This is a genomic window from Neolewinella aquimaris (genome assembly GCF_014197245.1).
Lineage (GTDB): Bacteria > Bacteroidota > Bacteroidia > Chitinophagales > Saprospiraceae > Neolewinella > Neolewinella aquimaris.
The window spans coordinates 334,917-347,915 of the sequence record NZ_JACIFF010000007.1 but is presented as its reverse complement, the minus strand read 5'-3'; the positions used below and the strand labels follow the sequence as shown (position 1 = coordinate 347,915).

Here is a 12,999-nt window from a genome sequence, read left to right as displayed (position 1 = left end):
CCCGCAAGCGGTTGCAGTGGTGCGGCGGAATATTCATCGGCACCGATGCTGGGGGGATCGCCGCGGACCTCGCCGTCGATGTCGTCGGGGACGGCGGCCTGGAACACCCCGGCGGTGGCCAGGGCCGGGGCCTGGGCGTGCAGGTCGGTCTCGGAGAGGTACTGGGGGGCGAAACTGAGGGAGTTGTCGCCCTGTTCGGAGGCGGACTGCCAGGCGGCCAGGTCGGTCAGGGGCGTACCGTTGTAGCGCGTCAGGTAGGTGCCCGTGGTGTACAGGTCGTTGTAGTCCATGTCTAGGTTAGGGTTACTGCTTACGTCTGCCGCGTAGCCGCTGGTGGCGTGGAGGATGTTGCTCTTCACCTCTACATCTGGATTGCTTAATAAAAAAAGTGCTGTGCCCGTTCCCCGCTGGTTGAGGCTGTTGTGGTAGAGGCGCAGGTTGTCGCTGTTGGCGGCAAAGAGTACTCGATTGCCGCTGGTGGCGGTCAGGAAGTTGTTGGCTACCAAGCTGGGCGAGGCGGCAGCGGCATCGCAATTGTTTAAGTATAGAGCCCTTTGAGCATCCGTCCGTGCGGGGTTGGTGATGCGATTTCCGGTAACGAGTACATCCGCCAGGTCTTCCAGGTGAACACCGTTGTAGGAATCCTCGACCACGTTGTCGGTAAACTCCGTACCACTTACCGCTCCGTTACCATTTTTGTAGTAGAGGGCGTAGGCACCGCCGGAGAAGTAGCTGTCGTGGATGCGCACGCTTTCGGACAGTATGGGCTCCAGGTAAATACCGGCGGAGGTTGAGCCCGTACTCGTTGCCGAGGAGGTAAGGCGGCAGCCCTCGATGAGCAGGTCCTGGAGTCCGTTCTGGCCGTGGACCGCCCGGGAGTAGATAGTACCGGTGGCCGTTACCGTAATATTTCGGAGCCGGTAGTGTGCGGCATCGCTTAGACGAATAACGTAGTTGTTCGAACTCGAAGTTGCCGCGAAGTACACGTTCACATCGGTACTCACCCCACTGGCTGACTCAAACGTTATAGTGTTGGTGGCCGAGGCTCCGGTTACGGCTTCTAGTGTGACCTGCTCGTTGTAATCGCCGGTAGCGACAACGAAGACCACCGGACCACTGACCCCTGAGCTTTGTAAGGCCGTAGTGGCCGCGCTGAAGCTAGGATAGTCAGGACTTGATCCACCGATCGTATAGCTACCGTTTAGCTGTGCGTGAACCGGAATTGCAAGTAATGCCAGCAGCGAAACGGTAATCGTACGGTATAATGCAATACTTAAAACTAGTGATATGGCTTTCTGAGTGAATTCCATGGTGTGAATTTTTGTGTTCTCATCTTCAATCAATGAGAATATAATTCACTAATAGTGGTAGTACAAATAAGGATCGTATTTATAATGCACAGTATGTATTCCCGTCATTTGTTGGAACATATATATTCGGATACAGCTAATCCAACGATTGGTTATTGCGCAATTATGTAATTGTGCTCCGATTTATTTTTATTTTCACTAGCTCCTTTATTTGCCATTTAGTTTATTACTTACAAATTCGGTAGGTCAATTCGTGCTAATTATACACAATTGATGCCGCCGAGTAAGAATGGCCTTGACTCACCCAAAGTCTGGTTCAAGAAGTGCATCTTTCTCGGGAGCTGCCTTACCTTCCCGCCCCCGTGCTCCTCCCCTACCACACCCCCCACCGCCACGAAGCCGGCTGCGACGAAGCCGGCCGCGGCTGCCTCGCCGGACCGGTCTTCGCGGCCGCGGTGATCCTGCCCCCGGGCTACGACAATCCACGGCTGAACGACAGCAAAAAGCTGGACGGAGCTACCCGCGAATCACTGCGCGTGGAGATTGAAGCAGACGCCCTCGCCTGGTCCGTCGCCAGCTTCTCCGTCGACGAGATCGACCGCCACAACATCTTTCAGTCCAGCTACCGCGCGATGCACCGGGCCCTTGACCGGCTCGCCACCCGCCCCGACTTCCTCCTGATCGACGGCAAGTTCTTCATTACCTACCCCGGCACCGACCACCTCTGCGTGATCAAGGGCGACGGCAAGTACCAGTCCATCGCCGCCGCCGGCATCCTGGCCAAGACCCACCGCGACGCGCACATGTTGGAGCTTCACCGGAAGTATCCCCAGTTCAGCTGGCACACCAACCGCGGATACCCCACCCGGGCGCACCGTACGGCAATCGAAACCCACGGAGCAACTATCCACCACCGAAAGAGTTTTACCTTACTGCCCGGAGGAAAACAATACTCCCTTTTCAAGTAAGGCAGCCTGGTAGCGTAGGGAAGCACGACTTGCCACTCCGCTACATACTCAGCCTGCCACATCACCACCCATCCCATGGATATCGTCGCCATCGTCGGCCGCCCGAACGTCGGAAAATCAACCCTCTTCAATCGCCTCATCGGGGAACGGCAAAGCATCGTCGACAACCAGAGCGGCGTGACCCGCGACCGGCAGTACGGTCAGAGCGAGTGGAACGGCAAGGAATTTGCGGTGGTGGACACCGGTGGATTCGTCCGCAACAGCGACGACGTATTCGAAGCCGCCATCCGCGACCAGGTCGTCATCGCCATCGAGGAAGCTGCCGTCATCATCTTCATGGTCGACGTCACCACGGGCATCACCGACCTCGACGAGGAGATCACCCAAATGCTCCGCCGCGCCGAAAAGCCCGTCCTGCTGGCCGTAAACAAGGTCGACAACAACCGCCGTCAGCTCGAAGCCAACGAATTTTGGTCGCTCGGCTTCGAGGAAACCTTCTTCCTCTCGTCCGTAACCGGCAGCGGCACCGGAGAGCTCCTCGACGCCACCGTCGAGTACGTGACCAACCACGAGGAAGAGAAGTCGGAGTTCATGCAGCTCGCCATTGTCGGTCAGCCCAACGCCGGAAAGTCGAGTTTCATCAACGCCTTGCTCGGCGAGGAGCGCAACATCGTCACCGACATTGCCGGCACTACCCGCGACAGCATCAACAGCCACTACAATAAGTTCGGCAAGGAATTTACCCTCATCGACACGGCCGGCATCCGCAAGAAGGCCAAGGTGCACGAAAACCTGGAGTACTACTCCGTGATGCGGGCCATCCGCGCCATCGAGAAGGCCGACGTCTGCGTCCTGATGATTGACGCCACCGACAAGGTGGAAGCCCAGGACCTCGCCATCTTCCGCCTCGCCCAGAAAAACAACAAGGGCATCGTCATCGCCATCAACAAGTGGGACCTCGTCGAAAACAAGGAGACCAACACCGCCCGCGACTACGAAGCCGAAGTGCGCCGCCGCTTCGCCCCCTTCAACGATCTCCCCATCATCTTCATGAGCGTGACCGAAAAGCAACGCATCATGAAGACCATCGAGGCCGCCGAACAGGTTTACGCCAACCGCACCCGCCGCATCCCCACCTCCCAGCTCAACGACGTGATGCTACCCGCCATCGAGCGCTTCGCGCCTCCGAGCTCCCGCGGCCGTGTCATCAGCATCAAGTTCGTCTCCCAGCTCCCCCTGGCCTATCCGGCCTTCGCCTTCTTCTGCAATCACCCCCAGCACGTGAAGGACAGCTACAAGAACTACCTGGAAAACCAGCTTCGCCAGCACTTCGACTTTACGGGGGTGCCGATCACGATCTTTTTCCGGCAGAAGTAGGGGAGAGGGTTGTGGGGTTGTTGAGTTTTTTGGTTGTTGAAGGGCCGTCGTTGGAGGCGTGACGGGATGCGGCGGGGACGCAGGTGCAGGCTAATTTGGCAGCCGAGCCGTGCCGTACAGACGAGCGCAGCGGGTCGATAGACTACGGATAACCAACGTAGAAGGGGGAGGTCACTACTGTAGTGACCTCCCCCTTAATTTTGGGACGAGTACCGGATCAACGGACGATCATCCTGCGGGACTGCTCGAAGCCATCGGTCTGCATGCGGTAGAGGTAGACGCCCGCCGAAAGACCGGTCAGTTCGACCGGTACCAGGTGATCGCCGGCCATGAAGGACCGATCGGCCAGGGTACGGATCAGGCGACCGTTGACATCGTAGATTTCGAGCAGGACCGCCTGCTCTTGCGGTATACTGAACGGGATGAGCGTCCGACCGGTGGCGGGATTAGGCCGGTTGGCACCCAGAACATATGCATAGAGACTGGAACCTACCACGGGAGTAGTGTTCTGGAGAAACGCATAGGGGTTGGACACCGATCCGACGATGTAGTCGGCACCGAACGCCTGTTCTTCTCCGTTGGTGGGGTATTCCGTGCCGGTTTCCTTATTCAGGATACGGAACTCCAGGGGCTGGCCGTAGTCTGCCACGTTCCCCGACACGAGGACGAAGGCCCGGTAGTCCGCTTCGGAGGAACAGTATTCGAGCTGACCGATGCCCCGGCACTCGCCGTTGACCAGCGCGATCACTTCCAGCTGGGTGTAATCCGTTTCTCCGAGCAGCTCAGCGTCGAAAACGCCGGTGACGTTCATGTTCTGCTCGAAACGGCCGCGCTCTACCTCGTACCCGAAGGTTTTCTGCGCCGGGTGAGTAATCGTTCCCTTTCTGGAGGACTGCAGTTTGTAGCCTGCACCGGGCATAAACTGGGTCAGGTTGCCCGTCCATTCACCGCTTGCGGCTTCGAAGAGGGAAAAACCCGACTTGCCCTTCAGGATATCGCCGTCGCCCGGAAGTAGGTCCTGGAGCACGTCGTTGACGGGTTCGGGATTTATGCGGGGATAGCCGATCCAGTTCCAGCGGTTTTCGATACCGAAGGCTACCGGGGTGGGACTGGGCAAACCTACCACCTTCAGGGTGTCGGGTGCGATGGAAAGGTGAAGGAGATAGCCCTGCCCGAGTTCGATGTCCCGCAGGTTGCTACTCCATCCGGAGCCGGGGCTGTACTGGGCGGATTGGGACTGCGTCTTCACGATAATGTCGTTTCCGGCGGTACTGCCCAGGATGCTCTCGAAGACGGATTCACGGGACATATCCGCTGACGCCACGTTTAGTGAGATCCAGTTCCACCCCTGGTTGAGGGGGATGACCTGGAAGATCCCTTCGGGGTGCAGAATATAGGGCTGACTCGCTGATCCGACGTGGTCGTCGGCCCGGAAGGTAAGGCTCTCCATTGCGCCGTATTCCACGCCGTTGAGGGCGTGCCAGAAGCGGAAGGTGATCTCATCCGCCTGTCCGCCCCCGAGGGTGTTGCTGTACACCTTGAGGTAGGCGGCGTAAGAATTGCTGGAAGGAATGTATTCCACCTGGGCCACGCCGCGGATCTCTCCGTTGACGAAGGCACCGACCAGGTCGCGGTCATCGGTGGACAGCAGGGTATCGCTACCATCCAGGCTGAACTGGGCCACGATGGTCATGTCGTACTCATAATTGTCGGGGGAGAAGGGCCAGTTGACCGGAATCGCGAGTAGTTCCACGGTGACATCCGTGCTTACTACCTCGCCGTCTACCAGGGCGTCAATCGTCCCGGAGTAGATGCCGGGGGTGAGTTCGGGATCAACCGCGAAGGAAACCTCTTCCGTATTGTTGGCCAGGATGGTACCGTTTATCTGCAGGGGAGTTAACCAGTCCGGATAGGAAACAAGGCCGGAAACGTCCTGCAGGTCAAAGCTGTACGGTTTGCTTAGATCGGAGTCATTCTTTAATACTCCGGTAACTACGTGCTCGAGACCTGCGAAACCGCTGTAGTAGATCGGGCTGGGTTCCCAGAAGACGGGTACGGTATTCACCCTAAAACTCCAGACGGTCGCATACTTCTGTTCGTTTCCGCTGGGGTCACGCAGCTTATTGAGGCGCGCGGTCACTTCAACGCCCGCAAGATCCGGCATGTCCGTCAGGGGGGTATCCGGCCGGAGAATGATGGTTTGGCCGCTGCACTCGAGGGTGACCGCAATCTCGGTATCCGTGTCGCTGCGGGTAAGGGAGTATTCCGGTTGGTAGTCACCGGTGGGGAAGGTGCAGTTGATGGTCTTGTCGAAGGATACCGATATGTCCTGCCCCGGCCGTAAGAAGCCGTCGCTCGGACTGGGGTAGCCAAACGGGGCCAGGCTACGCCGGTCGATGATCCCGTGCTTTTCCGAGGAGTACGTTACTCCGTTTCGTCCGCAGGAGGCCACCGCACGTAGGGTGTAGGCACCGTCCGGGAATTTACGTAGGTTTAGATCAAAACTGTAGTTAGCGCTGGTAAGGTCTGCCGCGGGTACGACATAGATCTCGCGGTACCCCTTTCCTTCCGGTTTAAGCTCAATGACGAGGTTCTCGAGGGAGTCGTTGTTGCGGTCGTAACCGGAGAAGGTGGTAGAAAGCGAGTCGCCGGAGTTGCGGTTGATGATCCACCCGTTGAAGGGCTCGCGCAGGGTAACGTCCGAACATTCGGTGGCAAAGTTCAGCTGTGTGATATAGGCGGTATCGGCGTTCACGAGGCTGCCGTTGTCTTGCCAGAGCTCATACTCGCAGGGCGGGTACACCATGACGCCAATATCCTGGTAATTGCTGGCCAGCGGGCCCCGTTTGACGGCAAGGGTCAACTCAATGGTTTCACCGGCGGGCAGAAAGAAGGTAGCGGGACCGTTGTTGATGCGTTGCCCCCCCAGGATTAACTGGGCGCCATCGGGGTTGGTCGTGGAAACGGTACGCACGTGGTACTCCCGCGTTTCTCCACTTTCGCTGTTATTGGTGACGCTGCAGACGAAGGTTGCCGTCCCGTCAGCGGGGATACCAGAAATTTTTTTCGGAGGGGTAATGCCAATTTTTGGACGATCCCGGGCCTGGGTATTGACTTCCTGGGGGCAGGAAGAAGTGCCGGCCCTGAGCCGGAAGGCGGGTACGTCGTAGCTCTCGTCGGTGAGAATATCTACGCTAAAGAAGTCACCGATGTCACCGTCATCGAATACATAGCCTACGGTGCGGGTGGTATCGTTGCTCGCCCCTTCGTCTACGCTAGTGTAAGACCGAAAGCTTCCGAAACCTCCGGTTTCCGTTTCAATCCAGAGTCCGAGGCCTTTGAATTGCCCCTTGATTCCTACGGCGAAGTCCGTATTCATAAAGGCATTGTACTCGTAGGACGTCGAAGCGGAATTGCTTTCCGTCTTTTCCCGGGATACGCTTGCTCCGGCACTAAAGGTGACATTTTCTACGAATACTCCTTCGGTCCGTGCCGTATCGTTTTTGGCGAGAATATTTTCCCAGCTTAGGCTGTCAGCTAATAGTAGGTTGGCTTCAATCTTTTCATCTTCCGTCATATCGGACGGAATCCGGTTATTGATAATGCCGGCACGCAACCTCCCCAGGGTGGGAAGGAGCACATTTTTTATGTGCAACTCCGTATAGACGAAGGTGGTCGCAAAACTTTCCACATTAATTGCAGGAACATCAGTGATTTGCCCCGCACAGTTCTTGAATTTGAGTTCCTGCGCGATCGAATATTCCTGATTGTATGCCGCACCGATATATACGTCGCCGTCGCCACCGGTTAAATTGTCCAGATCTGACGTGGAGAAGCGATCCAGGAAGGTCACGGTGGCCTCCGTTCCCGTGCGATTGAACTCGTCGCGACCCGTCTGAATGTCAAGTTGTAATTGCACCCCAGCGGCAAATTCCACCATGAAAATTTTTGCTGCCGTTCCGACTACGGTATTCGTGTAGAAGCCTTCGTCACTACCCGTCAACATTTCGGTCCGGGTGAAATTGGTGAATGAGGTTCCCGCCTCTACGTAGCTGTAGCTATTATCCCCCGGAGGGTCGTGCAGGATCAACATGGGGATCTCCGGGGTACGGGAGATGAGACTGCCTTTAGGGGTCTTCACTCCCTCGACGACCGCCCAGTATGATACGGGTTCCGGGCTCAGTTGGTCCACTTCGGGGATTATGAAGAGCAGTTTCTCGTAGCTGTGATCCGCGGAGGTCGCCAGGTTGGGCGCACCAGCATTGATCGTATAGTTTACGATACCGTTGCGAATAGGTAAAATGGTGGGCTTTGCGCCACGGTCGGAGATGAAATCATAGATTTTCAGCGATCCGGTATTGATGGGGCAGTCACTGCCCAGTGTCTCGGCAACATCGATCTGAATCGTGTAGCTTAAACCCTGTTCCATAACAATTACGTCGCCGGTATTTGTACAATTGACGATAGTAGCTCCCGCCTGGGCAAAATCCGTGGAGATAATGAGGGGAGAACGGTAGATAAACCGTGCCTCGGGATCGACGCTCCGGCGCACCGTATCGAGCGTACCGGCAAAAATGGTATCGGCGGGAGTGACTTCGATAATCGTATTATTCGGTGCAAGGGTGGTTACCTGGGGGGTAATGATCATGGAGTCGTATACGGTAATGACATCAGCGGTATCCCGCACGGTCAAATCCACCGTGATCCGCTCTACGCCGATCTGATCCAGAATGTCGAATTTCTGAAATCCGGCCACCACCCCGAAGATGTCCGCGACCTTGACCTGGTATTCCCGGGCCGGCAAGTCGGAAATAACACCGACACCGGATTCATCCAGTACTACCGTTTCCTGGTAACAGTTGTTGCTGGTCCTAATCTCGACTTCAATACTGTCTCCCAAAGACACGCCGCACCCCCCTTGCACCACGATGCGCAGCGAATCGGTGGTCGTGTCGGTAAAGTTGAGGTCTGATACGTGATCGGATACTTGCACCTGAGACGGGTCAAAGCGACCGTCGGTGGCGATAAAAGTATGGTGCGAAAATTCCGGTGTGAAGGAGTAATCATCAATATCCTGGAGGACATGCGACCAATAGCCGTTGCCGTTGGTGCGAATCCCTACATCGTTATCATCGACCAGAATTTTGACGTCGCTGATGCCACAAGTGTCTCCGGCAGTAACGATGGGATAGTGAACCCTGCCCTGGATTGTAAAAACGGATAGGTCATTAAAGTCCACGCCGGGCGCGATATTGGCCGTCACGTCAAGAGTGCGCCTGGAGGTGGCTGGAGCAAAGCGGTGGGGCGTCGTAGCGAGCTTTTCGGGTGTAATGGTGAAACTTGCTTCCTCGTGATAGTAGATGTCCCTGACTTCATAATATCCGGTTATATCCGTGGTGGCACAATACGCCGTGGGGCCTGGACAGCCAGGGGGCAAGGTCGCACCGCTCGGGGTGAGCGCGCCATCTACGTCGACCTTCACCGTAACCCCCGGCACCCCCGTGCCTAAGCTGGAACGGACGTACCCCTTTATGACCCCGTTGGGGCGGCTGTACCCCGCATCGGATTGTTCACCGAAGGTACTGCCGATCGGCGTCAGATAATACATATACTCATAGCCGGGAACACCCTCAGTGTCGGTATAACCCTGGGAAATGCTACTGAGGACTGCCAGTTCTTCCCGTTGGCCACCGGGCGTAGCCCGCTCTACAAGTAATTCTTGTGCTATCCCCGCCATATTGTTCCACTTCAGTACGGTCGCGTTATAATTCGTTCCGTCACTGGCCGTAAATGTCGGGCTGAACGTTGCTCCCTGAACGGGATTGGAAGGTGCGGTGTATTCGTTGCCGCCTCGGTTATAGTAGGTACTTACCGTGTAGGTGTGCTTCTCGTTGGGGTTTAGACCGGCAATAAGACAAGACCGAACGAAACCTATTTGCGTTCGGATAAGTCTCCCATCCTGTCTGATTTGGTGCGAATACAGGTCGTCGGGAGTATCGGTTCCTTTTTCCCAGGTGATCAAAATTTCGTTAGGCTTGTCAGTGGTAGCCTTAACATTTCTGGGTGGGTACAAATCGTCCGTCGAGCCGGTGACCGCCCCCTGTCCGGGGTTGTTGGCATCATCACTTGCATCCCGCGTTTCTTCGTAGCAAGTGCCTGCAATCCACCCTCCTTGATCACAGCTTAGCGTTATAGGGTAGGTGCCTCTGTAAAGTGCCCGGGGGTAAAGGTCGCGTACCACCTTAGGCCCTACGCCCACCCGAAGTATACCATCGGCCCGATCAGTTGGACCCAGCAAGAAACGAGCATAATTATTGTTAGTAATAAAGCTTCCATTTCCTACAATGATCTCCAGGTTCTCCTCACAGGGACAAACGCCCTGATAGGGCGCCAGGTTACTGACACCCAGATCGATGTAATAATCACTGGTTTTGGTGGAAGCGGTAAAGGTAGTAGATTCCCTGATTCGACTTCCGTTGGGTGGGTGGACTGCTACCGTGGGAAACATCCATTCGTTTACTCTGGTAAAGATCTCTCCAGCATCGTTGGTTAGTTCTTTAACGGTGGAAGGTGAGCTAACGGCAAAAAGGCATAGCAGCGCCAGCAAACACAGGGTGGTCTTTAGCAGATTGTTCATTAGTGTAGAATATAGATGTGTGACGAAATCCCTTTCCCCGCCGCGGTCGTTGTGCTACGGCAAAGGGAAAGGGTCAAGTAAGCGTGTCAATAAAAGAGTGTGTGCATAGTGTGCCCACCGTGGTTCGACCGCCAGCGTATTTGGCGGCTGAGGCCCTTGGTGACTTTCTCAATCTCACCTTTTTATTGCGTAGGAACATTTCCTTTCTCCCAGCGGTCAGCCTGGCTTTCCGAGCGGTAGCGAGCGCCATCCCAGTGGTAGTCATAGGGACAGCTAGGATGAGACCGTGGCGGCTTTTTACCACTTTTCATTGCCCCCGCGTCCCCGCCCGAATCCTTCCGTTTGGGTCCTTCGGGGGAAAGCTTGTCCGGACTGCCGACCCCCGGCGGGGGCGCTTCGGTTGACGGAAAGCGAGAAGAATTTGGGGTACGAAGCGTCAGTCCGTGGGGGCGTGGTGGAAGTTTTGCCCCGCGATCCGGTCCGGGTAGGCGGTAGGCCGGGGTTTGCCTATATTAATCAGGAATTTACGGACACTACCCGGGGCGATGGATCGAAGTAAGAGTTAGGCTACCTACTTATGGAAAAAGAAGACTTGAGGCTGCAACCGGGGACGTTTCGTGCCGCGGTATTACCGTTATTGTCAGCCCTGTGGGCTCCCCCGAAAAGTGAGGTTATGGGCTCCGACGCTTCCCGGCGGGGCATAATTCTTTGCCTGGCTGGCGTGAGCTTTACCGGCGGTAGGGCTAGTACTCGACGGGGGAAGGGGGTGTCTTTCGGCACTTTGCGGTTCATGCTGCTCGCGTGCGTTTTCTGGTTAGCCACCCCGTATGCTCGCGCCCAGTCGGAGCTCATCGCTACTGCCGCGGTCGGTTCCTTCGCGACCTTGCCGGTTGGGGAAGCCCTGGTATGGCTGGAGGAAAATCACGTCGAAAATCCGAAAGGTTTTCACGAAAAGGCGTTGCTCACCCTGGACCGCGCTTACCGAACCGGAGATGCGCAACTTACGGCGGAAGCTCACCGGGTGCTGATGCGTTGGCATGCCTACCACGTGCCGTTTACGATCGATTCCATCTACCACCACGGGGAAATAGCCATTCGCCTCTTCAAGCAAGTCGACGACCAGGAGCGTTTAGCGGCCACCAGTGGTCAGCTGGCTTTCGAATACGTAGACGCCAACCAGCAGGAACGCGCCGAAGCGCTAGTTTTCGACGCGATTAAAATTTATGAGGACTTGGAAAATCGGCAGGGCCTGGGTAATGCTTACGAACAGTTGTCGAGCATCTTCCTGGCGCAGGGGGAACCGGAATTGTCCATCAAGTACGGATTGCAGGCCCTGGACATCTCCGGGGAAGCACAGGACTACCAGAACGTTTCCGAGACCTGGCTGGTCCTTCTACTGGCCTACACCGAAGCGGAACAGTGGCAAAAGGCGATCCACGCCGGAGATAAGTGTATTGAAACCATCGACCTCCACGGCCTGGATGACGACTTCAATCTGGCCCGCGCCTACGGCTACCGGGGCGATGCCCACGCCATGCTCGAGAACTACGCGCAGTCCCTGGAGGATAACGTGAATTCGTACGCCATCGTGGAAGCGAAGATCGGAGCCGCCCGGCCGGCCGCTAAAACCTACCGCTCGGGGATCGGGCGGGCCCATTACTTGATGGAAAACTACGCGGAGGCCATTCCCCACTACGAAGCAGCGATCGAGGGATACGTAGAGATGGGGCAGGGGAGTCAACTGAAGATGGAAAAGATCTATAACGAAGTGGCGGACTGCTACTTCCAGGTCGGGAATTATCATCAAGCGTACCTCAGCCAGGGCCGGGCCTACGGCGTATTCGACACTATGATGCAGAACAAGGTGACCAATCTGCAGTCGGAGGCCCTCGTCAAGTACGAATCGGGCAAAAAGGACCAGGCAATTGAAGAGCAGGCCACCCTGATTGCGCAAAAGGACCGGATACAGCTCCTCGGCATCGGCCTGATCAGTTTATTGCTGCTATTTCTGGGATCCCTGTTCTACACGCTCCAACGCAATAAGCGGACCTCCACCGCGCTACGGGCGAAGAATGCGGAGAACGAACTCCTGCTGAAGGAAATTCACCACCGGGTAAAGAACAATCTGCAGACGGTATCCAGTTTGCTCAGCCTGCAATCCGAAAGTATCTCCGATAAGCAGGCGCTCGATGCGGTGCAGGAAAGCAAAAACCGTGTGTTGTCGATGGCCCTGCTGCACCAGAAACTATACCAGGGCGAAAGCCTCGCCGCCGTTGAAATGCGGGATTATTTCGAAACCATCGGGAAGGCGATCATTGCCAGCTTCGGAGAACGGGCGAAGGATATTTCCCTGCGGGTGGAGATGAACGACGTGGAATTGGACATAGATACCGCCGTCCCGGTGGGCCTGATCACGAACGAGCTGGTGACCAACTCCATCAAGCATGCTTTTGCACGCAACCAGAAGGGAGAAATAGTGATCACCCTGGGGCAGGAAACGGATGGTTTGCTCACCCTAAACGTCGCCGATAACGGCACTTTTGCCCCTTCGGACTACCCCAGCAAGCAGGGGGGAGGTTTTGGTACCTTGCTGGTCCGCCTGCTCACCACCCAACTCGGGGGTAAACTGGAAAGAGAAACCGTCGGGGGGACTTCCACGGTAATCCGTTTCCCGCTGCAGGTAAAATCGGCGGCTTAACCGCATAGC

Annotated in this window: 5 protein-coding genes; 3 read left to right on the top strand and 2 right to left on the bottom strand. The window is 56.3% G+C overall.

Going from position 1 to position 12,999, the window contains the following annotated elements; genetic code table 11:
• Positions 1-1,109 (bottom strand): right-handed parallel beta-helix repeat-containing protein (locus GGR28_RS14555; RefSeq protein ID WP_183496538.1); only part of this gene is annotated, 1,109 nt, incomplete at its 3' end.
• A 563-nt stretch (positions 1,110-1,672) separates the two neighbouring features.
• Here GGR28_RS14555 and GGR28_RS14550 point away from each other — a divergent pair.
• Positions 1,673-2,278 (top strand): ribonuclease HII, encoded by a 606-nt coding sequence (locus tag GGR28_RS14550; protein WP_183496537.1) that lies wholly within the window; start codon positions 1,673-1,675, stop codon positions 2,276-2,278.
• Positions 2,279-2,353: 75 nt separating this feature from the next.
• Positions 2,354-3,655, top strand: a complete 1,302-nt coding sequence (gene der, locus GGR28_RS14545) for a ribosome biogenesis GTPase Der (RefSeq protein WP_183496536.1) — start codon at positions 2,354-2,356, stop codon at positions 3,653-3,655.
• Positions 3,656-3,872: 217 nt separating this feature from the next.
• Here the strand turns inward: der and GGR28_RS14540 are convergent, their stop codons facing one another.
• Positions 3,873-9,677 (bottom strand): T9SS type A sorting domain-containing protein, encoded by a 5,805-nt coding sequence (locus GGR28_RS14540; protein WP_183496535.1) that lies wholly within the window; start codon positions 9,675-9,677, stop codon positions 3,873-3,875.
• 1,405 nt (positions 9,678-11,082) lie between these two features.
• On the opposite strand from GGR28_RS14540, the gene GGR28_RS14535 reads away from it, so the two are divergent.
• The gene (locus GGR28_RS14535; RefSeq protein WP_183496534.1) at positions 11,083-12,990 is read left to right on the top strand and encodes a tetratricopeptide repeat-containing sensor histidine kinase; all 1,908 of its coding nucleotides are present in this window, start codon (positions 11,083-11,085) and stop codon (positions 12,988-12,990) included.
• The last annotated feature ends 9 nt before the right edge of the window (positions 12,991-12,999 follow it).

Bases quoted from the DNA above. Each gene is read 5' to 3' on its own strand.
- GGR28_RS14535 (WP_183496534.1), top strand. From the start codon at position 11,083: ATGCTGCTCGCGTGCGTTTTCTGGTTAGCCACCCCGTATGCTCGCGCC.
- der (WP_183496536.1), top strand. From the start codon at position 2,354: ATGGATATCGTCGCCATCGTCGGCCGCCCGAACGTCGGAAAATCAACC.